The sequence below is a fragment of the Rhodococcus sp. UYP9 genome (assembly GCF_040547235.1).
GTDB lineage: Bacteria > Actinomycetota > Actinomycetes > Mycobacteriales > Mycobacteriaceae > Rhodococcoides.
The window spans coordinates 946,818-972,247 of the sequence record NZ_JBEPPH010000001.1; the positions used below are offsets into that span (position 1 = coordinate 946,818).

The 25,430-nt window shown below is 61.2% G+C and carries 26 protein-coding genes; 12 read left to right on the forward strand and 14 right to left on the reverse strand.

Annotated features, from left to right (window positions below):
- The first annotated feature begins 37 nt into the window (after positions 1–37).
- The gene (locus tag ABIB36_RS04400) at positions 38–436 is read left to right on the forward strand and encodes a VOC family protein (protein WP_354559260.1); all 399 of its coding nucleotides are present in this window, start codon (positions 38–40) and stop codon (positions 434–436) included.
- A gap of 544 nt (positions 437–980) precedes the next feature.
- On the opposite strand, the gene ABIB36_RS04405 is transcribed toward ABIB36_RS04400, so the two are convergent.
- The 4 genes from ABIB36_RS04405 to ABIB36_RS04420 form a co-directional block, all read right to left on the reverse strand.
- A complete protein-coding gene (locus ABIB36_RS04405; protein ID WP_354559309.1) occupies positions 981–2,285 on the reverse strand; it encodes an MFS transporter in 1,305 nt (434 codons plus the stop codon).
- Between the two features lie 147 nt (positions 2,286–2,432).
- On the reverse strand, positions 2,433–2,714 hold the full coding sequence (locus ABIB36_RS04410) for an MGMT family protein (protein WP_354559261.1): 282 nt from the start codon (positions 2,712–2,714) through the stop codon (positions 2,433–2,435).
- A complete protein-coding gene (locus ABIB36_RS04415) occupies positions 2,711–3,271 on the reverse strand; it encodes a DUF488 domain-containing protein (protein WP_354559262.1) in 561 nt (186 codons plus the stop codon). The genes ABIB36_RS04410 and ABIB36_RS04415 overlap by 4 nt, the downstream gene beginning before the upstream one ends.
- A 197-nt stretch (positions 3,272–3,468) precedes the next feature.
- Complete coding sequence (locus ABIB36_RS04420) at positions 3,469–4,263, reverse strand: SDR family NAD(P)-dependent oxidoreductase (RefSeq protein WP_354559263.1); 795 nt, start codon at positions 4,261–4,263, stop codon at positions 3,469–3,471.
- Positions 4,264–4,460: 197 nt separating this feature from the next.
- Here ABIB36_RS04420 and ABIB36_RS04425 point away from each other — a divergent pair, with 197 nt between their 5' ends.
- Complete coding sequence (locus ABIB36_RS04425) at positions 4,461–5,048, forward strand: DUF6611 family protein (RefSeq protein ID WP_354559264.1); 588 nt, start codon at positions 4,461–4,463, stop codon at positions 5,046–5,048.
- A 31-nt stretch (positions 5,049–5,079) separates the two neighbouring features.
- Here the strand turns inward: ABIB36_RS04425 and ABIB36_RS04430 are convergent, their stop codons facing one another.
- On the reverse strand, positions 5,080–6,336 hold the full coding sequence (locus ABIB36_RS04430; RefSeq protein ID WP_354559265.1) for a lipase family protein: 1,257 nt from the start codon (positions 6,334–6,336) through the stop codon (positions 5,080–5,082).
- 184 nt (positions 6,337–6,520) lie between these two features.
- Between ABIB36_RS04430 and ABIB36_RS04435 the strand changes: the two genes are divergently transcribed.
- From ABIB36_RS04435 to ABIB36_RS04450, 4 genes are all read left to right on the forward strand, one after another.
- The gene (locus ABIB36_RS04435; RefSeq protein ID WP_354559266.1) at positions 6,521–7,072 is read left to right on the forward strand and encodes a TetR/AcrR family transcriptional regulator; all 552 of its coding nucleotides are present in this window, start codon (positions 6,521–6,523) and stop codon (positions 7,070–7,072) included.
- 65 nt (positions 7,073–7,137) lie between these two features.
- Positions 7,138–8,661 (forward strand): acetyl-CoA acetyltransferase, encoded by a 1,524-nt coding sequence (locus ABIB36_RS04440; protein WP_354559267.1) that lies wholly within the window; start codon positions 7,138–7,140, stop codon positions 8,659–8,661.
- Positions 8,658–9,449 (forward strand): enoyl-CoA hydratase-related protein, encoded by a 792-nt coding sequence (locus ABIB36_RS04445; RefSeq protein ID WP_084344897.1) that lies wholly within the window; start codon positions 8,658–8,660, stop codon positions 9,447–9,449. The genes ABIB36_RS04440 and ABIB36_RS04445 overlap by 4 nt, the downstream gene beginning before the upstream one ends.
- Positions 9,446–10,600 (forward strand): acyl-CoA dehydrogenase family protein, encoded by a 1,155-nt coding sequence (locus ABIB36_RS04450; RefSeq protein WP_354559268.1) that lies wholly within the window; start codon positions 9,446–9,448, stop codon positions 10,598–10,600. The genes ABIB36_RS04445 and ABIB36_RS04450 overlap by 4 nt, the downstream gene beginning before the upstream one ends.
- 8 nt (positions 10,601–10,608) lie before the next feature.
- Here the strand turns inward: ABIB36_RS04450 and ABIB36_RS04455 are convergent, their stop codons facing one another.
- The 4 genes from ABIB36_RS04455 to ABIB36_RS04470 form a co-directional block, all read right to left on the reverse strand.
- Positions 10,609–11,568: an alpha/beta fold hydrolase gene (locus tag ABIB36_RS04455; protein WP_354559269.1), complete on the reverse strand. Its 960-nt coding sequence runs from the start codon at positions 11,566–11,568 to the stop codon at positions 10,609–10,611.
- 56 nt (positions 11,569–11,624) lie between these two features.
- Positions 11,625–12,767, reverse strand: coding sequence for an acyl-CoA dehydrogenase family protein (locus ABIB36_RS04460; RefSeq protein ID WP_354559270.1), 1,143 nt, complete (start codon positions 12,765–12,767; stop codon positions 11,625–11,627).
- Positions 12,768–12,934: 167 nt separating this feature from the next.
- Positions 12,935–14,293 carry a cytochrome P450 gene (locus tag ABIB36_RS04465; protein WP_354559271.1) on the reverse strand — a complete coding sequence of 453 codons (1,359 nt, stop codon included), beginning with the start codon at positions 14,291–14,293 and terminating at the stop codon, positions 12,935–12,937.
- A gap of 94 nt (positions 14,294–14,387) precedes the next feature.
- Positions 14,388–15,644: a PucR family transcriptional regulator gene (locus ABIB36_RS04470; protein ID WP_354559272.1), complete on the reverse strand. Its 1,257-nt coding sequence runs from the start codon at positions 15,642–15,644 to the stop codon at positions 14,388–14,390.
- A gap of 132 nt (positions 15,645–15,776) precedes the next feature.
- Between ABIB36_RS04470 and ABIB36_RS04475 the strand changes: the two genes are divergently transcribed.
- From ABIB36_RS04475 to ABIB36_RS04500, 6 genes are all read left to right on the forward strand, one after another.
- Positions 15,777–17,330, forward strand: coding sequence for an aldehyde dehydrogenase family protein (locus ABIB36_RS04475; RefSeq protein WP_354559273.1), 1,554 nt, complete (start codon positions 15,777–15,779; stop codon positions 17,328–17,330).
- Positions 17,331–17,350: 20 nt separating this feature from the next.
- Positions 17,351–18,178, forward strand: a complete 828-nt coding sequence (locus ABIB36_RS04480) for an SDR family oxidoreductase (RefSeq protein ID WP_084344887.1) — start codon at positions 17,351–17,353, stop codon at positions 18,176–18,178.
- Positions 18,179–18,224: 46 nt separating this feature from the next.
- Positions 18,225–19,673: an FAD-dependent oxidoreductase gene (locus tag ABIB36_RS04485; protein ID WP_354571504.1), complete on the forward strand. Its 1,449-nt coding sequence runs from the start codon at positions 18,225–18,227 to the stop codon at positions 19,671–19,673.
- Between the two features lie 130 nt (positions 19,674–19,803).
- Positions 19,804–21,591 (forward strand): AMP-dependent synthetase/ligase, encoded by a 1,788-nt coding sequence (locus ABIB36_RS04490; RefSeq protein WP_354560594.1) that lies wholly within the window; start codon positions 19,804–19,806, stop codon positions 21,589–21,591.
- A gap of 115 nt (positions 21,592–21,706) precedes the next feature.
- The gene (locus tag ABIB36_RS04495) at positions 21,707–22,351 is read left to right on the forward strand and encodes a TetR/AcrR family transcriptional regulator (protein WP_084348407.1); all 645 of its coding nucleotides are present in this window, start codon (positions 21,707–21,709) and stop codon (positions 22,349–22,351) included.
- Positions 22,352–22,383: 32 nt separating this feature from the next.
- Complete coding sequence (locus ABIB36_RS04500; protein ID WP_354560592.1) at positions 22,384–23,370, forward strand: oxygenase MpaB family protein; 987 nt, start codon at positions 22,384–22,386, stop codon at positions 23,368–23,370.
- Between the two features lie 211 nt (positions 23,371–23,581).
- Here ABIB36_RS04500 and ABIB36_RS04505 read toward each other — a convergent pair whose 3' ends face one another.
- From ABIB36_RS04505 to ABIB36_RS04525, 5 genes are all read right to left on the reverse strand, one after another.
- Positions 23,582–23,878, reverse strand: a complete 297-nt coding sequence (locus ABIB36_RS04505; protein ID WP_084348405.1) for a lipopolysaccharide assembly protein LapA domain-containing protein — start codon at positions 23,876–23,878, stop codon at positions 23,582–23,584.
- Positions 23,879–23,990: 112 nt separating this feature from the next.
- Entirely contained in the window at positions 23,991–24,365 is a 375-nt protein-coding gene (locus ABIB36_RS04510; protein WP_354560590.1) for a hypothetical protein, read from the reverse strand.
- Between the two features lie 47 nt (positions 24,366–24,412).
- A complete protein-coding gene (locus ABIB36_RS04515; RefSeq protein WP_354560588.1) occupies positions 24,413–24,622 on the reverse strand; it encodes a hypervirulence associated TUDOR domain-containing protein in 210 nt (69 codons plus the stop codon).
- 112 nt (positions 24,623–24,734) lie between these two features.
- A complete protein-coding gene (locus ABIB36_RS04520; RefSeq protein WP_354560587.1) occupies positions 24,735–24,911 on the reverse strand; it encodes a hypothetical protein in 177 nt (58 codons plus the stop codon).
- A 45-nt stretch (positions 24,912–24,956) separates the two neighbouring features.
- Positions 24,957–25,397, reverse strand: a complete 441-nt coding sequence (locus ABIB36_RS04525; RefSeq protein ID WP_354560585.1) for an Hsp20/alpha crystallin family protein — start codon at positions 25,395–25,397, stop codon at positions 24,957–24,959.
- Between the last annotated feature and the right edge of the window lie 33 nt (positions 25,398–25,430).

Sequence of the window (25,430 nt, forward strand, 5' to 3'; positions counted from 1 at the left end):
GGGCAACGCCGGGTCCGTGCCACCCAACGTTCCTTCGGTGGCCGTCTCGTCGATGCTGATGGGAGTACTCGAGCTCGAAATCTCGACCAAGTTCTACTGCGAGGTCTTCGAATGCACCGTCGCGTTACGGGAGTCGGATGCGGCACTGTTGTTGGCACCGGACGGATTTCAGATCTATCTGTACGCGAATCGATCATCGGTGCAACGGCCCATCGGCACTCTCGGAGTGAAAGAGGTCATGTGGTCCACCGCGACCGAGGAAGAGCTCGAACAGGTCGGTGAACGAATGCGACAGCACTATCCGTCCACGTACATTCACAGCGCCGGCGGAGTGAAATTTCTCGACGGACGGGACCCGGATGGAAACCGAATTCTCGTTGCCTATCCGAGTCCGCTTCAACTTCCGCGCCACATCATCGCCGATCGGTTCAAATGACAGCGGCTGTCTTTTCGATCCTCCAGTGCTGCATTGATTTTCAATCATCCGGGTCGATCCGCTAATATCGGGGCGGATGCCAGCCGAGGGCATCACGTAGGGCCCGTCGGGCAATCTCGATAGCCGGTGAGCCCGATTACAGCGCAAGACGATGCAATTCCGCGCGTCCCTAACAGGGTGTTCGACCGCTCTCGATAAGCACTCCCACTGCCTGATTGATTACGCTGACCGCAGAGAGCGTCACGATTCCACGGCCTCGATGAGGCCGATGCCCTCGTGTTCTGGGACGAAGCAATGCCGTTCTCGACGGTCGAGCGATGCACGCTATCTATCCTCGCTGCCTCGACAACCATGCGTGCAGGGCCAGAAGTCGCCACCGTCCAGGGACAATTATCGGCGCAGAAAAATGTGCCGATCAACGAAAAGCAGCCCCTGAACTGCGCATTTTCGCAGTTCAGGGGCTGCTCGAGTTTGTTTCATACCGAAGACTGGACGGCCACGAGCCGATGCGTCAACGGTCACCGTTGCCTGGCCCCATCACAGGTCAAGTCATGCTTACTTCCTTGGTCTCGGAGAGCGCTTTGGTGCAGGCGAGGCTGAGTACCGACAAGAGCGCCAGCATGACACCGATTGCAATACTTCCGAATTGTGCCGCGAGAGGCGCGGCGAGCAACGGCGGGATTGCGCCGCCGAGCACACCGGCGAGGTTGTATCCCAGTCCGGCGCCTGTGTAGCGGAATCGAGTCTGGAACAGTTCCGGTAGAAGGGCACCGGTTGGTCCATAAGCGATACCGAAGATCGTCAGCGTCACGCACATCGCCACTATGTACGCAACCGGGTTTCCCGTGTCGAGCAAGGGAAATAGAACGAGCGACCAGGGAATTGCCGCTGCACAAGAAGTCATGATCACTCTGCGGCGTCCGACTCGGTCGGAGTACGTTGCAGATAGTGCGATCGCAATGCCGAAGACCACGGCGCCTACGAGACCTGTCCACAACACGAAGGGACGGTCGAAGCCGAGAATCTTTGTGCCGTAGCTGGTCAGATATGCAGTGCCCATGTAGAAGAGCGAAAACAGTGAAGCCAGCGCTCCGGCGGCAAGCAGAATTTCTTTCTTCTGTACGTGCCAGGCTTCGAGGATCGGAAGGGTGGTAGCACGATCAGGAGTCCGAACTTCTGCTGCTTGGTTCGCACGGAAAACCGGTGTTTCTTCGATCGCCAGGCGCATGTACAACCCGATCAGCACGAGAACTGCACTGAGAAGGAACGGTATACGCCAACCGAAGTCGAGGAAGACTGCGTTGGTATCACCGAACACGGCACCCGTTATGAGGAAGGTCGCGCTCGAAAGAATAAATGCCGCTGACGGGCCCAGCTGCGGGAACATGGCGTAGAAGCCGCGCTTCTTCGGTGGTGCGTATTCGGCGGTGAGAAGCGTTGCGCCGGCCCATTCTCCACCGACAGCGAATCCCTGCCCGAATCGCAACAGTACGAGAATTATCGGAGCCGCTATTCCGATGGTGTCAGCGCTGGGTAACAACCCGATGACAAAGGTAGATATACCCATCAGAAGCAGCGTCGAGATCAGCGTCTTCTTTCGACCGATGCGGTCGCCGAAATGGCCGAAGACCACAGCTCCAACAGGCCTCGCAATGAAAGCGACCGCGAAGGTGGCGAAGGATGCGACGGTCCCGGCAGTGGCACCCAATGCCGGAAAGAACACTGTCGGAAATACGAGTGCGGCAGCAGTTCCATAGATGAAGAAGTCATAGAACTCGATTGTGGTTCCTATGCCGCTGGCGATCGCCACCTTCCGAACACTTGTGGTGGGTGCGGCAGAGCTGGTCATCGGCCTGCGGTCGACCGCATCATCAGGCGTAATTGAGGGCATTCATTCTCCAGAGGCATCGTCAGGAAGTGTGATGTGAATCTGAAGGAAAAGGTTATGTGACCCGCATCATAAGTACCCACCCCCGAAAAGGGGTAGAAGACCCGCCTACTTCGCTCCGACCTTGGCCATGTCGACGCGGTTGCCGCGGAACGGAACACCTTCCGCTTCGAGCAGTGCGCGCGCTGCTCCGCCATGGCACGTCGCAGGCGCACCGTCGGCGTGAACCACCCGCCACCACGGCACACCGTCGTCGAGGAGTCCGACGGCCCGGCCCACCTGCCGGGGACCAATCCCCAATGCGCGACCGATCTCGCCGTAGGCGGCGACGTGGCCAGCCGGAATCCCCACCACCATGGCCCGAACTTCCGACACCACGTCGATGGTCATGCCTTTGCTGACTCGGGATATGTGATCGTTTCGCCTTGTACGTGCGCGAACTCTGTCATTGTCGCGCGGCGTGTGGATGAAATCGACATGATGTCGAAGACCTCTACCCCTGCCACGATGAGCGCGTCCGTTATCAGCCGTCGGTGACAACGCCATGGCACGGCCTCGCTGCACATGATCGCCGGGACCGACTCGTGTGCGACCCGTAGCAGCTCAGCGAGCCCGGAACGGAATTTCTCGGTCTCCATACAATCCGCGTAGTCGCGGAATGCCTTGACCCGCCACCCTCCGTTCGGGCTCGACACATCAACCGGTGTGTACCTGCGACCGCCGATATCCCGGATCCACCGGTACCCAATATCGGCCGGCAGCGCATCCTTGATCGCGTCCTGGTTCCACTGCGGATACTTTCGCGACCCTGGAAACGAACGCACATCGACCAGCTCGGTCACCTCGTTCGCACGGAGCATCTCGAGCACTTCATCAGCAGTGCGAGTGGAGTGTCCGATAGTGAATACCCGAGGCACGGCGCGTGTGCTTTCCTGGCCCTTCGTCATCGAATCCAGATTACTAGATCGACTCCAGGCCACTCACTTCATGTGAAATGGCCAGGACCAGATCATCATCGAGATTCCAGTCACGGACGGCGTCGCTGTCACCATCACCGCACCGATTCTCGTGGTTCTCTGACAACTGCGCAATCTGAAACTACATGAGTCCCGCTGTGACTGAACAGCATCCGCAGTCCGAGGGATCAATCAGGTTGGATGCGGCGGTCCTCGGCAATTGCGTGGTGGCTGGTCATGCCACCGTCCACGACAAGTGTCTGTCCGGTGATGTAACGGGACTCGTCCGAGGCCAGGAACAACATGGCGGCGGCAATGTCCTCGGGTTCACCGATGAACGGCAACGCGTTGTGTGACCGGATCTTGTCGATGGCTTCAGCGGAAAGATTGTTCTGCAACGCTGGGGTCATCACCGCGCCGGGGGCGACCGCATTGCAACGCACTTTTTGTGCTCCGTACTGGGTGGCGATGTACTGAGTCATGCGAATGACGGCAGCCTTCGCAGTGCCATAGGCCACTTGCACGTAATCCCCAGCCAAGCCCCCGACGGAGGCGGTGTTGATGATCGAGCCGCCGCCGGCATCGATCAGGTGCGGCAGAGCCAGTCGGCAGCCGAGGAGCGCACTGCGCACGTTCAACTGCATAGTGCGGTCGAACTCTTCCAAGTCCAGCCGGAGCACGTCCAGATCCTTGCGCGGGTTACTGCCGCCCACGTGATTGCACATGATGTCCAGGCGACCGAACTCCTGTACCGAGGCATTTACCAGGGCAGCGAGGGACTCCTCGTCCATCACGTCGACGGCGATCCCGATCGCGCGCCCGCCGGCTTCCTGTATTCGAGCAGCAGCATCGCTGGCCTGCTGCTGGTCCAGATCGGCGATTGTGACGGCCGCGCCCTCGGCTGCGAACATTTGCGCGGCCGCCATACCGATCCCGCTTGCCCCGCCGGTAATTATGGCTGCCTTGCCCTGAAGTCTTCCCATAACGCTGCCTGCTTTCGACTAGTTTACGAAGGCCAACTGTCGTCAACTGTCCCTGCAGCATATGACGGCCCGGCTACCTTCCGGGGCTGATAGAGCTCTGCACTGCGTGTCAAGGGATCATCAAGATCTTCAACATGGGCATACAGGTGTCGTATCTTTCCGCCCAACGGCCCCGCCGGTGTCGTAGACCTGACCCAATGGATGAAGAACCTGTCACGCGAGGGTCGGCAGCGGGACACCCCCACCGCCACCCCGATGCGACACCGTCGGCCACACCCAGTGCTGCACGTCGCCTCTGGCGCCACCTTCTCGACGGCGAAAGGGCCTGGGGCTCGGTAGACACCTGGCACGCCCGCCACGGCATGACTCGCCACCGGCTCGTCGTTTTTCCTCCGGGCACCAACCTGGCCGAGCGTAGACGTCTGCGCCTATGGCGAGGGTGGCCATTGTGGGGCGCAGTGTTGTGGATCATCAGCGAGGTGGTGCTGAGCAGTCAGCTCGCTCCGATTCCGGCAGTCGCCGCGTCGACGACCATCTACCTGCTCAGCGGGTACTCCGCATTCGTGATGGCGGGCACCCCGCGAACGCACGTTCGGGTAGAGGTAGCGATCACGATGAACGATCTACCCGATGTCGACTCCCAGGCCCGCCGCGAGAACATCGGCCGACACGCGAAACTCCTCGCCGACGCCGACAACCGGTTGGCAACACAGCACATCACCGCAGCCGAGCACGAAATGATCTGGAGCGAGGTCTACCGGCAACTGCCGGCTGGCAAGTACTGAACGTTCCAGTGGTTCGATGGAGAATCGACGCTCAGCAATTACTCGGCGCAACGGCACCGTCGAACCGGTCCTTCAACCATTGCAGCGCCGGGACAGCTGTGACGAAGCCGATGACGTGGCCGAGTCCGGTCTTCGGAAGTATTTGCGGCACAGCGAGGTTGGCCGACTGGACATGGACACCCATCTCGCACCACTCTCGTTCGAGCCTCTCGGTGCCACGCGCAGCGACGATATCGTCGCCCAAGTTCTGCCCCACGAAGACGGGCATTGTCGGCTTCAGCGTCCCTAGCCGCTGCGCGGCCACCAACGACGACAGCGGTTCGGTATTCATGTATTCCGAGATCGATCGACCGTCTCTGGTGTAGTTGGTCGTCGTGCCGAAGGGGCTCATTCGGACCGCGTCGAACACGCAGTAGTTCTGTGAACGCGCCAGGATCTCGCGTCCGGCATCGTTGAAGATCGAGAGCAGCGCGGTGTCGTGTTCGGGGTACGCAGCGATGAGACCGCTGACTACCCAGCCGATTCCGCCGGAGAGGATAGACCGGTCCCCGTAGTCGGCGAGATCGGTGAGATCAGGGGCTGGTGATCCCGCGAACGCCCCGGCGAACTCGAGCTCGGGCGCGTACGTCGACGCGAGCTCGGCTGCGGCTCCGGCTGCTTGTCCGCCCTGAGAGTATCCCCACAACGCCAGCGGTGACGCGGGCGTGACGTCCTCCGAATTCATCGACCGCGCAGCACGTGCCATGTTGAGCAGTGCCCGCCCACCATCGACACGATTGAGGTAGGTGTGGGTTCCAGGAGTGCCGAGTCCGACATAGTCGGTCATGGCGACGCTGTAACCGGCCGCCAGCAATGGGCCGACCTGAAGGTTTTCGTACTCCTGCCCGTACGTCATCAACTTCGAGGGTGCGCATTGATCACCCAGCCCTTGCGTTCCTGGGGCAAACGCAACCAACGGTCGAGGTCCTTGTCCTGCCCAAGGCAGGTTGGGCACGAGCAGAGTACCGGTGACGGCGACCGGCTCGTCAGCGACGTTCTCGCTGCGATACATCACCCGGGTCACGCGAGCATCGACGACAGCTCCGGTGCCTGGGATGATTGCGTCGACCGACGGTTCGGTTCTGATGACGTCTCCAGGAGCGCCCGACGGTAGCGGTGTCGGTGGCGTGTAGAAGTCTGCCCCACCGTCGGCGGCCGGTGCAGCGGCGGAAATGGGAGTGACCATCACAGTGGCGACGCCCCACAGCATCATCACGGCCACTGTTCGGATCATCTTGTTCTTCGACATTCACCTGCTCCTCGGACCTGGACGGAATCGGACCGACACTAATTCAGACATATATTGTCCGCAATAGGCGGATCGACTTTCCGCGTAGTTGTCTCGTCACGAGAGTGCGGGATCGCGCAGGTGAGACAATTGGCGAATGTCTCAGGAGCGTCAGCGCGGGCCCGGTCGACCTCGGGATGCAGACATGGAAGTTCGCGTCTACGACGCGGTGCTCGAAGTGTATTGGGAAACCAGTTGGCGCGGATTCACTTTCGACGCGGTTGCGCGCAAGGCGAAGGTTGGTCGCGCGGCGTTGTATCGGCGCTGGGACAGCAAGGAAGACCTGTTGGTGCAGGCACTCGAGGCCCGATCGCCGCTGTCGACGCCGATCGATACCGGCACTGTTCGCGATGACCTCATCGAACTTTCCGAGCAACTCACCCATGGCTACGCCGAACTGTCCGGACTGGTATCGCTACGGGTGACTCTCGACGCGATGGTCAACCCTGACCTGCTGTCGCATCTCACCGACACGCTCAACCAGAGCCGCTTCGTCACCACCAGGCAGATCGTTCAGCGCGCAGTGATGCGAGGGGAGTTGCCGAGCAAGACTTCGACGACGCTACTGCTCGAACTCGTGACCGGCGCAGTACTTACACGCGCACTGTTCGCGCAGGCGCGCGCGGATGCGGGAATGCCGGATTCTCTGCGACATTCGACACTGATCGTCGACACCGTACTGCGCTCGCTGACCTAGCCGCGGTCCCCCGCTCGACCTACCCAGCATTGCGGACAATTATTGTCTGTATTAGCGTGGGGTGCATGACAGACCCCACGACAGTGCCGGTGATCATCGGCGTTGCCGATATTCGCTCGGGACGGGCCGGAGCACCCGCTACGCCGCGAGATCCCCTGGACCTCATCTCCGAAGCAACGATCGCAGCCCTTGCCGACACCGGAATCGAGACCATCGGCTCCCGCGTGGACACGATCTACGCGGTGAAGACCGCGAGCTGGTCCTACGACGACCTACCTGGCTTGCTCGCGAGACGCATCGGCGCAGACAGCCCACGAACCTGGACCAGTTCGATCGGCGGGCACTGGCCGACAGCTCTACTCGATCGCATCGGCTCCGAAATCGCCGATCGATCCTCGTCGGTAACGGTCCTGGTGGGCGGTGAAGCCCAAGCGTCACTGAACGCTTTGATGAAGCTCGGCGTCGATCCGACCACTCGGGGCTGGCTTGCGGCACCCGGGGGGCCACCCACCTTCACCTCGGACGACCTCGGCAGCCCCGAAATGCAACGCGCCGGGATACTCGCACCGACCCGCGTGTACCCACTGTTCGAGAACCGGTTCAGCTACGACATCGGTGACAGCCCCCAGCAGTCGCGTGAATACTCCGCGCGGATGTATGCGCAGTTCTCCGAACTTGCTGCCGCACACCCGTGCGCGTGGATGCCTACCGCGCGGACATCGGAGGACATCGCCACCAGCGGACCCAAGAACCGGTTGGTCAGCGACGCGTACCCACTGACGATGAATGCGATGCCGTTCGTCGATCAAGCTGCCGCAATCGTCGTATGTTCACTCGCCGCTGCCATCGAACTCGGTGTCGCGGAGGATCGCATCGTCTATCTGTGGGGCGGCGCGGGCGCAACCGAATCCGCGGACGTGCTTGCGCGCAAAGACTTCGGCCGATCGGCAGCACTGACATCCGCCGTGGACCGCACCTTGAAGCAAGCCGAGGTGACAGGTGGCGATTTACGAATCATCGACGCCTACAGTTGCTTCCCCGTCGTGCCGAAGCTGCTGATCCAGGCTCTGGGTCTCCCGCACTCGACCGTGCCCAGCGTCCTCGGCGGTCACTCCTTTTTCGGTGGACCGCTCAACAGCTACTCACTCCACGCCATCGCTGAGGTCACCCGACTGTTGCGCAGCTCCGACGTCGACGCACCTGCGCTGGTCCATGCGAACGGTGGCTATCTCACCCATCAGCACACCGTGCTGTTGGCACGCACTCCTCATCGCAACGGGTACGTCGGCGATCCGAACATTCATGAGATACCGGCAACCGGTCCGCCCATGCTGCACGGCTACATCGGTGATGCCGATATCGTGACCGCAACAATAGATTTCGAGCGAGATGAGAGCCCTAAGTCTGCCTTGATCATCGCGGTGACCGACGATGGATCACGGGTCGCAGGCCACACGGACTCGAACGACGCCGCAACACTGCTTCGCTACACACAAGGCGGCGCTCGCTCGCTCGTCGGCGCGCGAATATCCATCACCGACCACGACGGCCGGGTTGCGGTCTCGTTGAAAGAAGAGGTACAGCCATGACCGAAGTCGTACTCACCGAAACACGTGGGCACACAATGCTAGTGACCATCAACCGACCCGCAGCCGCCAACAGCATCAACGCCGACGTACACCGCGGTCTCGGTGAAGCGTGGGAACTGGCACAAGCCACCGACGAGATCCGAGTGGTGGTGCTGACCGGGGCTGGAGAGGCAACGTTCTGCGCCGGCGCAGATCTCAAGGCCCTCGGCACCTCCGGACCGGATGGGGTGACACCGCCCGACACCGCACACTGGGGTTTCGCCGGAGTCGTCAAACACCACATCACGAAACCGATCATCGCGGCAGTCAACGGCAGCGCACTCGGCGGTGGTACAGAGCTCGCGCTTGCAAGCGATCTCGTTGTGGCAGCGGACACGTCGACCTTCGGGCTACCGGAGGTCAAGCGCGGATTGATCGCCGGCGCAGGTGGAGTGTTTCGACTCGTCACCGCCATCCCACGCGCGGTCGCGCTGGAACTGCTGCTCACCGGGAACGCACTGAGCGCCGAGGATGCGCTGCGTTGGGGCTTGGTCAATCGTGTGGTTCCGCAGGCCGAGGTACTGGCCACCGCTCTTGCACTCGCCGAGACCATTGCCGGCGGTGCACCGTTGGCGGTCCAAGCCAGCAAGACCGTTGCCCGCGGAATCGTCGACGGGGCAGTCCGCAGCGAGACAGAGGGCTGGGCCCTCACCGAACAGGCCTTGGCACAATTGAGTGCTTCGGCGGACACGATGGAAGGCATCATGGCTTTCCTGGAGAAGCGTGACCCGATCTGGAGTGGAAAATGACTGCTGCACTAACGAATTCGTGGGATACCGATGACCGCAGGGCATTGCGCGATCTCACCCGACAGTTCACCACCAAGCACGTCCTTCCCGACCTCGCCACTTGGGAGCGCAATGGCGAGGTTCCCCGCGAGCTGCATCACACTGCGGCCACCTTGGGTCTCCTCGGGGCATCGACTCCCGAAAGTGTCGGCGGATCGGGCGGTAATGCACTCGATATGCTGGCAATCCTCGAGGAGATCATTCTGTCCGGGGGCTCCTCGGGCCTGATATCGGCGCTGTTCAGTCACGGGATCGCAACCCCACATATCGTGTCCTCGGGCAACGACGATCTCATCGACCGGTTCGCAAGGCCCGCTCTGGAAGGACGGATGATCGGGGCGCTGGCAATCACCGAACCGGGTGGCGGATCCGACGTCGCGAACATCTCCACCACAGCCACCCGCGATGGCGACTCCTATGTCATCAACGGCGCCAAGCTCTACATCACCTCCGGTACGCGTGCGGATTTCGTCACCACCGCTGTGCGGACCGGAGATCGCGGACACGCCGGCATCTCCCTCATCGTGGTCCCGACCACCACAACGGGATTCACCGTGTCTCGGCGGCTGGAGAAGATGGGGTGGCTGTGTTCGGACACCGCAGAACTGTTCTACGACAACGTGCGCGTCCCGGCCCAGAACCTCATCGGCGAAGAGGGATCGGGTTTCGGACAAATCGCCCAGCAGTTCCAAGGCGAGCGACTGTCGTTGGCATTTCAGGCCGTCGCAACCGCCCGTCGATGCCTGAACCTGACAACGGAATGGGTGCGCTCACGCGAGACCTTCGGACGACCATTGTCCACCCGCCAGGTCGTCCGACATCGTATCGCCGAGTTGGCGACCGAAATCACTGCAGCCGAGGAGTTCTGCCGGTCGGTAGCAGTGCGGTGGGTCGACAACGGAGGCATGCTGGCCGAAACAGCGATGGCCAAGAACAACGCGGTCAAAGTCTGCGACCACGCCGTATACGAAGCAGTCCAACTGTTCGGAGGGCTCGGTTGTATGCGGGAGTCAGAGGTCGAACGACACTACCGCGACGCCCGAGTCCTGGGCATCGGTGGTGGAACCACCGAAATCATGAACGAGATCATTTGCAAGATGCTCGGACTCTGAGTTACTGATCAGTCGTTCGCAGTGGTGCGGGGTCGGGTCATCTCGAGCAATTCGATCACTTCTGCGTCGAATTCAGCAGAGGCCTGGATGTTCGAGCAGTGGCCGATCCCGACCATTTCGACGAATTTGGGTAATCTGCCGTGCGAGCGCAGGATCGCGGCGATCTGCCGGGCGACCGTAGGCGGTGTGAGGCGATCCATAGAACCCACAAGCACAGTGCAGGGGACCGTGAGATGCTCGAGACCACCGCGGACATCGAGATCGAACAATCCCGAACCCCACAGGACCCGCGTTTTGATCGCTACTCCCGTCACCATGGTGCGCAAGAAGTCCGCTTGTTTCAAGGTGGCCTGCGGTGACATTGCGATACTGCGCACTGCGCGGGTGATCGGTGCACGTTCGGGCAACCAGGCCCGGCTGCGCATGATCGCACCCAGTACTGGGCCTCGAACGAAGCCGTACCGTCCAGCGAACGGCATGATGGCCGTGTTTGCTCTGAATCGATCTGCGACCGTATTGGCAAGCAAGACAGCTGAAGCGTGGCTGCGCACCTGCTCCGGATGACTTTGTGCCCACGCCATGATGGTGATGCCGCCGAAACTGTGACCGGTGACCACCGCCGGCCTACCCGGCGAGATCGTCGCATCGAGGACGGCCGCGAGATCATCACCGAGCACGTCCGGCCGTACCCCGGCACTTCCCATCGTGCTACGCCCGAGCCCGCGCTGGTCGTAGGCAATGACGCGGTAGCGACTACTCAGGCTGTTGATCTGCGGGTTCCAGTATTCGAGCCTGCACGCGAATCCATGAACGAACACCACGGCAGGCGCGTTCTTCGGCCCGTATGCGCGGACATGGATCTGCGCACCGTCAGTGGTGCCAACCGTGAAAACTTCATACGGGCCCTGTGGATTTCGGAGCGGTCCCTCGGCCGTGTAACCCGCGCGGAAGTCGGAAACAGCATCCATGACAACTCCAAGTTCTCTGAAATCCATGCCGGGTCGTCATCGCTTCTCAGTTGCGATCAAAGGTTCAAGGATCGACCGATGATCTCTTTCATTATCTCGGTAGTGCCGCCGTAGATGGTCTGAACACGAGAATCCATGAATGCCTTGGCCACTGGGTATTCTTTCATGTAACCGTAGCCACCGTGGAGTTGCAGACAGCGATCGATCAGCTTGACCTGCGCTTCGGTTGTCCACCACTTGGCCATAGCTGCCTCTTGGACGGTCAGCTTCTCGGCATTGAGCTGTTCGATGAACTTGTCCACGAGAATGCGGACGGCTGTGGCCATCGTGGCCTCCTCCGCCAACACGAATCGTGTGTTCTGGAACTTGCCGATCGACTTACCGAACGCCTTACGGTCGCGGCAATACTGAATTGTGCTCTCCAAGACGGATTCCATGACCGCAGCCGCCACGACGGCGATGGACAGCCGTTCCTGCGGAAGGTTTTTCATCAGATAGAGAAAACCCATTCCTTCGTCGCCCAGCATGTTGGCCGCGGGAATTCGGACGTCGGTGAAGCTCAGTTCTGCGGTGTCCTGTGCCTTCAACCCGATCTTGTCGAGGTTGCGGCCACGTTCGAAGCCCGGCATTCCTCGTTCCACGACGAAAAGGCTGAACCCCTGTGCTCCCTTTTCAGGATCAGTGCACGCCACGACGATCACGATATCTGCGTTGATACCGTTGGTGATGAAAGTCTTGGAGCCGTTGAGAATCCAGTCATCGCCGTCGCGAACTGCGCGGGTCTTGATCCCCTGCAGGTCACTACCGGTTCCGGGCTCCGTCATGGCGATCGCAGAGATCAGTTCTCCCGACGCAAATCCCGGGAGCCACCTCTGCTTCTGCTCTTCGTTGCAGAGGTCGATCAGGTAAGGCGCGACGACATCGTTGTGGAGCATGAATCCGATACCGCTGTAACCACCCTTGGTGGCTTCTTCCGTGATGACTACGTTGTATCGGAAGTCTTTGACTCCACCGCCACCGAATTCCTCTGGAACGTCCATCCCGAGGAATCCTTGCTTGCCGGCTTCCACCCAGACATCGCGGTCGACAATGTTCTGCTCTTCCCACTTCTCGTGAAATGGCGCGACGTGTTGCGCCAAGAACTTCTTGAAGGATTCCCGAAAGAGCTCGTGCTCGGGTTCGAAAATAGTACGTTCCATGCCATCTCCCACTACGTCGATGCACCGTGTCCTCTTCTGAACTCCGGTGCACCCATTGAATTGTCGTACCAAAGATAGAATTCTTCAGAGCCTCCGTCGATGACCCAGACGATCCGGATCGATGACCGCATCCGTCAGAGTCGGCCATCGCGATCGCCTGCGAACTGTCATACCTCGCGTCGACGCAGATCGATCGGTTGGCCGTCCGAGGGGAACGGCAACGAGGTGAAGTCGAGTGGTGCAACGTAATCCGCGTCGACGTGCCAATCGAAGCGGAGCAGCAAGTGATGCATGATCGTCTTGATCTCGGCACCGGCGAAGGACATGCCGAGGCACTTGTGTACACCGCCGCCGAACGGCTCCCAGGCGTAACGGTGCACCTTGTCTTCACGTCTGTCGTCCGCGAAGCGCTCGGGATCGAACCGTTCGGGTTCGGGCCAGTACTGCGACATGTGATGGGTGAAGTGTGGGACCACCGCCGCGTAGCTTCCAGCGGGGACGAAATGCCCCTGAATTTCGGTGTCCAGTACTGCTCGGCGCGCCATCACCGGCACCGGGGAAACAAGCCTGAGGCATTCCTTCATTACCAGATCGAGGCTGCTCAGTTCATCGAGATCGCCATAACTGGGCGCCGACGTTCCCAACGCGAGCGACTCCGTCCGGCATCTTTCCTGCCACTGTGGGTGCTGACCCAGGTACTGCATCATCGTGGAAATGGTGATCGTGGAGGTGTCGTGGGCGGCCATCAGAAGGAAGATCATGTGATCGATGACCTCGTCATCGCTGAAGCGTTGACCGTCCTCCGACTCGATGTGACAGAGCACGGAGAACAGATCGTCCGTTTCGCGGGCTCGACGAGCCGGTAGGTAGTGCCGGAAGAAGTCCTCGAGCACCCGACGACCATCGAGCCCCCGCTTCCACCTCGTACCCGGGACCGGGTAGCGGACCACCGAGGTAGCCGCCTGCACACAATCGACGAAAGCTTCTTTCACCAAGGCGATTTCACTGGCGGTGGAGTCTTCCGCGCCGCCCATGAAGATTTCGGTGGCGAGATCGAGGGTGAGGGTTTTGAGGGCAGTGTAGGCGCGGAATCCGGTTACCGGAGCCCACGCGTCGAGCGCCGAGTCCAGCGCCGGATTGAGCACGTCGACAGTTTTTTCGAGCCGCGATCGGGTGAAAGCCTGCTGCATGATGCGTCGATGCCGCAGATGTTCCTTGGAATCGAGCAGCATCAGGCCACCGTGAAAGAAGGGGCCGATCAGCACCGACCAACCGTCGCCATTGGCAAATGCCCGATCCTTGTTCTGCAGCACTTCCTGGCACGCGTCCGGCCCCAGCACCGCAACCCAACGCCTCCCGACCATCGAGAACCACGAGACCTCGCCGTATTGGTCCCATTGTTTTTGCATCAGTGCCAGTGGGTCGCGGATGTATTCGAACGAGTGCCCGACGCCGGGGATCCCGGATCGCCCTGAGATCGGGCGCAGGTTCGAGCCAGCGGGTGGGGCGGCCAGGACTTTGGACATCACGAAACCTCGACTTCGTTCCTATCTGACAGCGCGTCCTGTCAGATAGGAACACTGTGCGTTACGAAGGTCACATCTGTCAAGATCTGCTCCCCTATGCTCCGACGAGTCCGTTCGTATCGACCGGACCGTAGGCGTCGGCGTACTCGAGCGCGAGTTCCAACTTCAGCCGGTTCGGTCCGATTGGACGTCCGAGCAACTCCTCGGCGCGTTGAATGCGGTAGCGCACGGTGTTCTTGTGGACGCCGAGCGCCCGCGCGGCCGCGTCCGGACTGCGATTCGCCGCCAAATAGCTGCGCAGCGTACGACGGAGCATTGCCGAGGATGCATCGCTACCGTCGAGGCCGCGGAGTTCACGGGACACCAGCGCCCTGGCCGCGTCAGCGTTACCTTCGAGCAAGTGAAGAATCTCGATGTCGGCATAGCGCAGCAGCCGGGAACAGTCCGGTCGAGACTCCGAGATATGCTGGGCGGCAATAGCTTCCGTGTGACTCTGACGAAATCCATGCATTCCGACGACTGGATTACCGATTGCTACCCGAATACCGGTCGGAACGTCGCCGCCGATAGCCAGCGCCGTGAGATCTGGTTCGCAATCCGCAGACATCCATGCCCAGAGACCCCGCGATCCGGATGGCACTGTCAGCAGTTGCCGAGCCCCGATTGTTGCGGCGAGCGAACGGGCAGCGGAATCCAAGATCCCGATACCGTCTTCAGCAGGCTCGGGCTGCGAGTCTTCGAACCACAGCACAAGGGCAGTGTTATGCCGGAGCAAAGGGTAGTCCAACCGATTCGACGCCGTCCCGACGTCCGCAATCTCACCCCGCATGATCGCCTGAACGGTTTCCGCCCGCCGCGCGAACGCGCCACTCAATCCCCGTTCCCTCTCTTGCCCGTAGGTGTCGGCGAGCACCTCGAGTGAGACGTTGAGCCAATGACTCGCCCTCTCCAGCAATCGAATCAGAACCTTCGGTTCCAGCACCGGGTCGGCGATGCGCTCATTCGCGGTCTCCGCTGCGAATTTCAGCAGCGCCTTCTGCCCGACGCGGTAAATCTGCATCAGCACCCTCAGATGCATACCGCGGCGGGCGATTGTGCGCGCAAGATCATGCGCCGCCGGCGGGGGTGCTACCTCCAAGGAATCACCGGTGAGCCACACCAGCAAGGCGCGTCCCTGCTCACGAGTACTGACGCCCAAATCTCTTCGAAGCTCTCGGTCCGCGGACACCTCGGGGACCTCGGCCTCGATCGCGGCGGCGAAGCGCACGACGAGGCTGTCCAGCGTTTCCGGCATCAGGGCCTCCGCCGCGAAGTCCCGGAGCCAAGCAAAGACAATGTCGTCAGCGGACACGCCAACACCCCTTCCATTTTGGACTTCCAACACAAATCACAACGGTCCATTTAGCCAAATTGGCCAAGAATCGGTGTGACAACTGTGCAATCGTAATAGTTAATGTCGTACATCACAGAAGGCGGGGCTCGCATGACATCGGAGACCACAGTGCACACCGACCACCCGAGCATCGACGTGCACTGCCCCGCAGACGGCCGGTTCGTCGCATCCGTCCCGGACGAGGGTGCCGCGGCGGTAACCGACACGGCCAGAAGATTGCGCACTCACCAAACCGAGTGGGAGGCGCTAGGGCCGGAAGGAAGAGCCACATGGCTCCGGAAGCTGCGGGACTGGCTCCTCGACAATGAGCATCGCATCATCGACGTGCTCCAGTCCGAGACCGGCAAGCCACGCGCCGAAGCAGCCATCGAACCTGCGCTTGCGTGCGATCTGATCAACTATTTCGCGGACAACGCCGGCAAGTTTCTCGCCGACGAGCGAGTGCGGCCGCATGGCCCTCTGTCGATGAGCAAACGACTGATCAAGACCTTCCGCCCGTATCAAGTGGTGGGTGTGATCACGCCGTGGAATTTCCCGCTCGCGATGCCTGCGATGGACATCATTCCGGCTCTGCTCGCTGGTGCAGCTGTGCTGCTCAAGCCATCCGAGGTCACACCGCTGGCAGCGGTAGAACTGGCGAGGGGGTGGTCGGAAATCGGCGCTCCCCCAGTCTTTTCGGTACTCACCGGCCGAGGTGACACCGGTGCATCGGTCGTCGATTCAGTGGACTTCGTGCAATTCACCGGTTCCACCGCAACCGGTCGAGCGATCGCGATACGGGCTGCCGAGCGACTGGTGCCCTGCAGCCTCGAACTCGGTGGCAAGGATCCTGCCATCGTGCTGGCGGATGCGGATCTGGACCGTGCAGTAGCCGGAATCGCCTGGGGTGGATTGTTCAACGCCGGACAGGTGTGTGTGTCGATCGAACGCGTCTACGTCGAAGCGCCGGTCTACGACGACTTCGTCGAACGACTGGCGAAGCTCGTGGGTTCGCTGCGTCAAGGAGCCGACGACGACGGGTATGCAATCGACATCGGTGCCCTGGCGACCCCGGCCCAGCGCGACCTTGTCGCGCGGCACGTAGCCGACGCTGTGAAGGGCGGCGCCACTGCTCTGACCGGCGGCAAGGCCGGCAGCACCGGCACGTTCTTCGAGCCGACAGTCCTCGTCGACGTCGATCAATCGATGGACTGCATCAGGGAGGAGACCTTCGGGCCGACAATCCCGGTCGTGAAGGTTGCCGATGCCGATGAAGCGGTGCGCTTGGCCAACGATTCCGAGTACGGACTGTCCGCAACCGTGTGGTGCGGGGACCGAGCCCGCGGCGAGGAGATCGCCCGCCGACTCGAAGCCGGCGCGGTGAACATCAACGACGCCTTCTCCAACCTGTTCGCGCTGGGACTACCGCATGGAGGCTGGAAGCAATCCGGTCTCGGAGCACGATTCGGTGGAGAGTATGGAATTCGGAAATACACTCGGCAGCAAGCGATCACAGTTCCGCGCGGACCCAAATTGAAGCGCGAGTTGCTGTGGTACCCGTACTCGCCGATCCGCGGTCGACTCGTCGGCCGCGTCCTGAGAGCCCTCGTCGCGCGTGACCCGCGCCGTCGCTTGTCCGTGACAAGCCGCTCGAACTCCCTGTAACGACCACAGAAGGACGGAACATGACAAATTCTCTGCGCGGTCGCGTCATCGCGATCACCGGCGGTGCCCGTGGAATCGGATTCGCTACTGCAACGGCCCTGACTCAGCTGGGTGCCAAGGTGGCGATCGGAGATATCGACGAAGTCAAACTGAAAGAGTCGGCGACCGAACTAGACCTTCTCAGCTACCACACACTCGATGTGACGGACGCCGAGTCGTTCGAGGCCTTCCTCGACCACGTGGAGACCACGCTCGGGCCTATCGACGTACTCATCAACAATGCCGGCATCATGCCCACCGGTCGGATCGCGGACGAGCCCCATGCGGTCACCCGCCGCATCCTCGACATCAACATCCTCGGAGTCATCACCGGTTCCAAGCTGGCTGTTCAGCGAATGTTGCCTCGCAGGCGTGGCCACGTGATCAACATTGCCTCACTTGCAGGCGAGATTTACACACCGGGTCTGGCTACCTACTGCGCCAGCAAATATGCCGTCGTCGGATTCACGGACGCAGCGCGGGTAGAACACCGCGGCACCGGAATCGAGTTTTCCATGGTCCTCCCCTCTTTCGTCAACACCGAGCTGACGGCAGGTACCAAGGGAATCCCCGGGCTCAAGAACGCCGAGCCCGAGACCATCGCGCGTGCCATCGTGGCATTGATCGAAAAACCCAAGCCGAAGGTAAGGGTGACGAAGCTGGTCGGTGCTCTGGCCGCGAGTCAGAAGTTCCTCCCACGAAGCGTCGGTGAAGCGCTCACTCGTGCCCTTCACACCGACAGAGTCTTCCTCGAAGACGTCGACAGCGCTGCCCGGCGGGACTACGAGGAGCGGGCGCGTCACAGCTGAGAGTCCGCACGATCGCAGCCACCGACAGAAAGTACCGAGCCTTGCCATGAACAGTGAAAATGTAAGTGCAACAACAGCTGGACCGTCCGGAGAGCATGACCTGCGTCCACTTCGCGTCGCCATCGTCGGCGCCGGACCGGCAGGCATCTACGCCGCCGACGCACTCATGAAGTCCGACTACAACATCGCCGGCCGCGGCGTCAGCGTCGACCTGTTCGAACGCATGCCCGCCCCCTTCGGACTCATCCGCTACGGCGTCGCACCAGACCACCCCCGCATCAAAGGCATCATCACCGCCCTACACAAAGTCCTCGACAAACCACAAGTACGCCTCCTCGGCAACATCGACTACGGCACCGACATCACCCTCGACGACATGCGCCGCTTCTACGACGCCGTCATCTTCTCCACCGGCGCCAACGCCGACCGCGACCTCAACATCCCCGGCATCGACCTCGACGGCAGCTACGGCGCCGCCGACTTCGTCTCCTGGTACGACGGCCACCCCGACGTCCCCCGCACCTGGCCCCTCACGGCCGAAAAAGTCGCCGTACTCGGCGTCGGCAACGTCGCCCTCGACGTCGCCCGCGTCCTCGCCAAAACCGGCGACGAACTCCTCCCCACCGAAATCCCCGCCAACGTCTACGCCGGCCTCAAAACCAACAAAGCCATCGAAGTCCACGTCTTCGGACGCCGCGGACCCGCACAAGCCAAATTCACCCCCCTCGAACTCCGCGAACTCGACCACTCCACCAACATCGAAGTCATCGTCGCCCCCGAAGACATCGACTACGACGAAGGCTCCGAAGCCGCACGCCGCGGATCCAAACAGGTCGACATGGTCGCCAACACCCTCCAAGACTGGGCCATCCGCGACATCGGCAACCGCCCCCACAAACTATTCCTGCACTTCTTCGAATCCCCCACCGAAATCCTCGGCGACAACGGCAAAGTCATCGGCCTACGCACCGAACGCACCGCACTCGACGGCACCGGCAACGTCAAAGGCACCGGCAAATACAACGACTGGGACGTCCAAGCGGTCTACCGCGCCGTCGGATACCTCTCCAAAAACATCGCCCAACTCCCCTTCGACGACCAAGCCGGCACCATCCCCAACGAAGCAGGCCGCGTCCTCGAACCTGTCCACGGTCATTCCGCAGGCTCCACTCCTGCCGCCTCGCACACCGTGGTACCGGCGACCTACGTCACCGGCTGGATCAAACGCGGTCCCGTCGGCCTCATCGGCCACACCAAAGGCGACGCCAACGAAACCGTCGCCAACCTCCTCGAGGACGCACCGAACTTCACCGCCGCACCTGAACCCACCGAGCAGGCCGTCACCGACTTCCTCGAGAGCAAGAAAGTCCCCTTCACCACCTGGGACGGCTGGTACCGCCTCGACGCCCACGAACGCAGCCTCGGCGAAACAGAAGGCCGCGAACGCGTCAAGGTCGTCGAGCGTGAGGACATGGTGGCAGCGTCTCGAGAGTAACGGCAGCGTGACGCCGAACTATCAAAATTATTGAGTTGCACTGCGTTTCGTGGACCGTCGATCCACCCGAGCCCAGCGACACCCTTGTTTTACCGAAGCCGCCAACAGTGCCGTCATTGGAGAGTCAATAGTGCGTGAGTTCTCAGTTCCTCAGTCGTTCTCGATTCCGGCCGACGTGTCGATGGCCGACTCCGTGTTCCGTCATGCTGAGGAAGACCCCACATTCACGCCATTCAAGCGGCGGTCGAACGGTGGATGGATCGACGTCACCGCAGCTCAATTCGCGAAGCAAGTGTCCGCAGTCGCAAAGGGTCTGATTGCGTCGGGGCTCGAGCTCGGCGACCGCGTCGCCATCCTCTCCTCGACCCGCTACGAGTGGGTCGTTTTCGACTATGCCATCTGGACTGCCGGCGGATGCACTGTCTCGATTTACGAGACATCCTCGCCCGATCAGGCGCAGTGGATCCTCGAGGATTCCGCGACAACACTTCTCGTGGTCGAAACGACCAAGCACGCGGAGATCCACAAGGAAGTCACCGACGGCGCCGACACCCTCCGCGAGGTTCTGGTCATCGAGTCGGGTGCGATCGACGAGCTCGCCAACCGCGGCTCCGCAATCACCGACGAAGAACTGCACACTCGTCGTCACCAGGTCACTGCAGCCTCACCCGCGACCCTGATCTATACCTCCGGCACAACAGGACGCCCCAAGGGTGTCCAGCTGACGCATGCGAACTTCTATGCGCAGGCAGCCGTTTGCCGTCTGGCACTACCGGATTCGATGATCCCGGGCAAGAAGACTCTGATGTTTCTGCCGCTCGCCCATGCGTTCGCGCGAGCGATCTCATTCGGCGCGTTCGAGTCGAAAGTAACCGTTGCCCACACCTCGGATTTGACGACGCTGCTCGACCAGTTCGCCGATTTCAAGCCCACCTTCATCCTCTCGGTGCCCCGCGTATTCGAGAAGGTCTACAACTCGGCGCGCCAAAAGGCCGTGGACAGCGGCAAGGCCGGGATCTTCGACAGAGCCACAGCAACGGCTATCGAGTACAGCGAGTCTCTCGAAAAGGGCGGCCCAGGAATAGCACTCAGACTCAAGCACGCGATATTCGACAAGCTCGTCTATTCGAAGCTGCGCTCCGCTCTCGGTGGGGAGTGCAAGCAAGCATTCTCCGGTGGCGCCGCGCTCGGCGCACGCCTGGGGCATTACTTCCGCGGGGCCGGTATCCCGATCTATGAGGGATACGGACTCACCGAATCGAGCGCCGCCTTCGCGATCAACAATTCCAATGCGCAGCGCATCGGCACGGTAGGCAAACCGGTCGACGGTCACACCGCGCGTATCGCCGACGATGGCGAACTTCTCCTTCGCGGTCCGGTCGTATTTGCCGGCTACTGGAAGAACGAGAAGGCAACTGCCGAATCGATCATCGACGGTTGGTTCCACACCGGTGACCTCGGTTCGATCGACAATGACGGATTCGTCTCGATCACCGGTCGTAAGAAGGAAATCATCGTCACCGCGGGTGGCAAGAACGTCGCGCCGGCGGGCCTGGAAGATTCGATGCGCGCACACCCACTGATCAGCCAGTGCATCGTGGTCGGCGACGGTCAGCCGTTCATCGGCGCACTGATCACACTGGACCCGGAGACCTTGCCCGCTTGGGTCGAGCGGAACGGCCTCCCTCCCACCACGACAACCTCCGACCTGGTGACCAACGCCGATTTGATCGCTGACATCGATACGGCCGTGGCGGAGGCGAACAAGAAAGTGTCCAACCCCGAAAAGATCAAGAAGTACACGATCCTCGAACGCGACTTCACCCAGGAGAGCGGCGAACTGACGCCGACACTCAAGCTCAAGCGCAACATAATCCACGCGGCTCACCGCACCGAAATCAGCGACCTGTATTCCTGACCCGTCGACTCTGCCCACTGGGATCCGAATCGTGCCGGTGGGCTTCTGTCGGGTCGCAATCCTTGCGTGGCTCACCGGCCGCGCTTCCTATGTACCGGGCCGATAGTCTGACCCAGTGGATCTGGGAATGGTGCTTGGGCGAGTATTCGCCAGAGAATCGATCGATGTGCCGGACGATCCGACCGCTACCAAGATTCTCGATGCGGCGGTAGACGTCTGCGCCGCCCAGGGAATCGGGGCGCTTACCGTCGATGGTGTCGCGCGTCGCGCCGGGGTCAACCGAACCACCGTCTACCGTCGGTTCAGTGATCGTGACACGTTGTTGCAAGCCATGACCCTGCGCGAGGGCGAGCGAATGGCCCAGGGAATCTTGGAAGCTGTAACCGCGGTCGAAGACCCTGCCGATCAACTGATCGAAGGTTTCGCGGCCGCTCTGCGTCTCGCCGCAGCGCACCCGGTGATTCGACGTACTGCTGAGTTCGAGCCGCAGAACCTGATTGCGGCGGGGCTGGCGGATGATGCTGCGTTGCTGCGACTGAGCAGTACTTTCGCCGCCGCTGGTGTAAGGAATTTGCAGGCACACGGGCAGGCCACTCACCTCGACGCCGATGCGCTCGGGGAGACCGTGACCCGGTTGTTCGCCTCGTTTGTACTACTTCCGGTAGAGCACGCGATCGACTTCCGTTCCGAGGCAGGGGCGAGGAGCTACGCCCACAGAACCCTGGTGCCGCTCCTGTTCGGATCTATCGACAAAGCTTGACGCCATGCAACACATGCGACACTATTTGTTGCATGACACGCATAGTGAGCCCACTGGAGGACTTCGGCATCTTCGGCCCTGACTCGATTACCTGGAAGGTCTACCGCTATCCGACCTCCATGACGGTGGGTTTCACGCGCACCGCACTCACCGAGATGTTCGACCCACTGGTGGTTGCTTCGGTAGCTGGTACCGGTTCGTTGCGTCAACGCGCTGACGATCGTTACGACCGCACTCTGGAATACGCCGGGGCGCTCGTCTTCGCCGACAGCGGTACAGCAGTCGGCGCAGCTGACACTCTGATGCGCATACATTCAAGGATCAGAGGTGTCGACCCAGTTACCGGGCAGACCTATGATCCCAACGACCCAGCCGGTCAACTGTGGATTCACTTGACCCAGTGGCAGTCGGTACTTCACGTCTACGAGCAATTCGGCCCAGGTCCGCTAAGCGAAGAAGAAGAGCGTCAGTACTGGGCAGAGTGCGCTATCGCCGCGCAGTTCCAGACAATCGACCCCGCTGACGTCCCATGCAGCCGTGCCGAGATGCGGGCGTACTACCGGCGAGTCCGTCCGAGCCTGGTGGTCAGCGAGACTGCGATCGAACATGCACAGCTCATCCTCGACGGCGCCAAGCTTGATCTCAGTCAGCTTCCGGCTCATCTAAGTCTGTTGAACCCGCTGGTCCAATGGCTTTTGCGTCGGGCGACGATCGCTACCCTCCCGCGCTGGATACGCGCAGCGATCGGGTCGCGCCAGGGACCGATCCTCGACGTAGTGGTCACCGCAGTGCTGCGCCCCCTGATGCGCATCGCCTCGCGCCGGCCGCAACTGCTGGCCCAGATGCTCGAAAAGTCCTCCCCCCGCGCGTATCCGGTGATCGCTCCCGCGATCCTCGACATCGCGCCGACCACACCCGAGACCGTTTCGGTGCAGCACGCTTTCCGACGTGCCGGCCGCCCTCTACCCCGCGAGCAGTACATGACCCTTGTATCAGACTCCGGCTCGCTGACCACCTGACCGAAGGAGAATCGCGACACGCGCGTAGCCGGTCGACCTATGGAACCGGGAGTCCCCCGACTGGCACGTCCGCCGCTGGGTGAAAATTTGACTTTCGAGAGTTGCATCGTGAGCCGAAGCGAGATGTGTACGCAGTGTGGCGAATCAGCGCAGAAAGCAGTCCTACTATCCGGGCGTTGATGGCAGAGCTTGCTTGCTGGCCGCGGCTGGTTCAGTGGCGGTTGTGCACCCGGCGTCGCAGGCGCATCACACCACTGCCGAGGACCGCGATCAGAAAGCCGACGATCGCGGCTAGAAGTAGTGACACACCCTGAGCGACATCGAGGTTCAACCCGAGAAATTCGACGTGTGCCTTTTCTGTGTTTTGCAATACGAATATCACCAACGCGATCACCAAGAATACAGCGGCAACTCCGGTGAGGATTCGCGATGCGCTGTGCGAGGAACGCGCGGCGGGTTGCGTTGAAGTTGTTGTGGTGGTCTCGTGTTGCTGAGGTCGGTCGTTCATCTTGGCTCCTTGTCGAGGTGTCGACAGGTAGCTACCCAGCGCATGTAGAGGCGAAACCGGCGCCTTTCACTTCGATGCGTTTCGGTGGACCGCTTCGATTCGGCGTCGAGCGTTATTGACTCAGCACGCTCAACGACATCGACATGTAGATGACCATCGAGACCAACAAGGCCCACCCGGCTCCCTGCCAAATCGGCCAAGTTCCCCCTTTGCGCCACACCCGGTACGTCTGAACGAACGCGAACAATCCGCCAAGCAGCAACAAAGCGGACGGAACAACGAGAAGAATCGTTCGCTCCGGCTCGGCGCACACTGCAAACGCCGCGTCGCGACACTGACCCGAGTGCGGCCCCCAGGCCGCCCACATGATGCATCCGACCATCACCATCAGCGCACTGACGATGACCGAGACGGTGAACAGGGCGGCACGGCGGACACCGCCAGACCCCCCGGGGTCATGCCATCGCTTTCCTACATCATCGGTCATACCTCCAACCTAATCTCCATGCTCGGTGGCGAGGCCGAGTTCGTGGATCAGATCTTCGTCAACACGTTGCCCTTGTGCATCGCAATATGGTCGGTCTTGTCGCTCTTGATTTCGTACTGAGGCTCGTCCGGGCTGCAGCGGCGGGTATGCCCCTTGTAGTCGACGTCTTCGGTGTGGACTCGTGTGATCGTGCCTTGCACGTACCCGGCTTCGGAGTTCCAGCGAACGTGGTCTCCCATCGAGAACTTGGTTGCCATGAACTCTTCCCCTGTCGAATGCGTGAGCGTGCGCAACGGCATGGTCCGGCGACCATGCCGTTGCGCCCCCATCGATTTTGCTGGCTACCTCGAAGTTACGCGGTCAGCCGCGTCATGCGATGGCCATCGGATCTCGGCTCGTCGTGCGCGGATATTCGTCGTCGTCGAGTGGTTCGTCTCGATGCTGTTCGATCACATCGACTGTCGAGCACTCCTGTGCCCCCGAGTCGAGGATCGAGAGCCACCACTCGTCACGATCCGGAGAGTCCGGCCACAGTACTGTTTCCATCACAGATCACCTCGTTTCCGTAACAGGCTCGGTACCGAATACCCCTCAGGTGGAATGCGTTTCGATAGAACGTTGCGATTCACCGCGGGCGATGTCGATTTTGCGGGGCTTTGCGCGTTCGGCGAGCGGAATCATCACCGACAGGACGCCGTTGTCGTAGGTTGCAGAGATGTTCTCGACATCGATTCCCTCACCCAGGTAAACCTGGCGACGGAACGTGCCGGCAAAGCGTTCGGAGGAAATCCATTGCACACCATCAGTTTCCGGCACAGTGCGATGCGCGGTGAGAGTAAGCGTTCCGCGGTCCACATCTACATCGATCGAGCCAGGATCGACACCGGGTAGATCGGCGCTCAGAATGTAGCGATCGTCGACCTTGTACAGGTCCATGGGCATGAACCGTGGAACACGGCCCGAGCCACTCGATGCTCCGAGCATGTTCGCGGCGAGAGAATCGAAGTCACGAAAAGGATCGAAGCGCAGCACAGCAACCACCTCCTGAACTCATCTCGCCCGCCC

Coding starts and splice junctions, on each gene's coding strand:
- ABIB36_RS04425 (WP_354559264.1), top strand. CDS start 4,461: ATGGATGAAGAACCTGTCACGCGAGGGTCGGCAGCGGGACACCCCCAC.
- ABIB36_RS04415 (WP_354559262.1), bottom strand. CDS start 3,271: ATGACGAAGGGCCAGGAAAGCACACGCGCCGTGCCTCGGGTATTCACT.
- ABIB36_RS04445 (WP_084344897.1), top strand. CDS start 8,658: ATGACCGAAGTCGTACTCACCGAAACACGTGGGCACACAATGCTAGTG.
- ABIB36_RS04475 (WP_354559273.1), top strand. CDS start 15,777: ATGACATCGGAGACCACAGTGCACACCGACCACCCGAGCATCGACGTG.
- ABIB36_RS04460 (WP_354559270.1), bottom strand. CDS start 12,767: ATGGAACGTACTATTTTCGAACCCGAGCACGAGCTCTTTCGGGAATCC.
- ABIB36_RS04485 (WP_354571504.1), top strand. CDS start 18,225: ATGAACAGTGAAAATGTAAGTGCAACAACAGCTGGACCGTCCGGAGAG.
- ABIB36_RS04405 (WP_354559309.1), bottom strand. CDS start 2,285: ATGACCAGCTCTGCCGCACCCACCACAAGTGTTCGGAAGGTGGCGATC.
- ABIB36_RS04440 (WP_354559267.1), top strand. CDS start 7,138: ATGACAGACCCCACGACAGTGCCGGTGATCATCGGCGTTGCCGATATT.
- ABIB36_RS04465 (WP_354559271.1), bottom strand. CDS start 14,293: ATGTCCAAAGTCCTGGCCGCCCCACCCGCTGGCTCGAACCTGCGCCCG.
- ABIB36_RS04430 (WP_354559265.1), bottom strand. CDS start 6,336: ATGTCGAAGAACAAGATGATCCGAACAGTGGCCGTGATGATGCTGTGG.
- ABIB36_RS04520 (WP_354560587.1), bottom strand. CDS start 24,911: ATGGAAACAGTACTGTGGCCGGACTCTCCGGATCGTGACGAGTGGTGG.
- ABIB36_RS04450 (WP_354559268.1), top strand. CDS start 9,446: ATGACTGCTGCACTAACGAATTCGTGGGATACCGATGACCGCAGGGCA.
- ABIB36_RS04515 (WP_354560588.1), bottom strand. CDS start 24,622: ATGGCAACCAAGTTCTCGATGGGAGACCACGTTCGCTGGAACTCCGAA.
- ABIB36_RS04435 (WP_354559266.1), top strand. CDS start 6,521: ATGGAAGTTCGCGTCTACGACGCGGTGCTCGAAGTGTATTGGGAAACC.
- ABIB36_RS04510 (WP_354560590.1), bottom strand. CDS start 24,365: ATGACCGATGATGTAGGAAAGCGATGGCATGACCCCGGGGGGTCTGGC.
- ABIB36_RS04420 (WP_354559263.1), bottom strand. CDS start 4,263: ATGGGAAGACTTCAGGGCAAGGCAGCCATAATTACCGGCGGGGCAAGC.
- ABIB36_RS04500 (WP_354560592.1), top strand. CDS start 22,384: ATGACACGCATAGTGAGCCCACTGGAGGACTTCGGCATCTTCGGCCCT.
- ABIB36_RS04505 (WP_084348405.1), bottom strand. CDS start 23,878: ATGAACGACCGACCTCAGCAACACGAGACCACCACAACAACTTCAACG.
- ABIB36_RS04455 (WP_354559269.1), bottom strand. CDS start 11,568: ATGGATGCTGTTTCCGACTTCCGCGCGGGTTACACGGCCGAGGGACCG.
- ABIB36_RS04410 (WP_354559261.1), bottom strand. CDS start 2,714: ATGACCATCGACGTGGTGTCGGAAGTTCGGGCCATGGTGGTGGGGATT.
- ABIB36_RS04480 (WP_084344887.1), top strand. CDS start 17,351: ATGACAAATTCTCTGCGCGGTCGCGTCATCGCGATCACCGGCGGTGCC.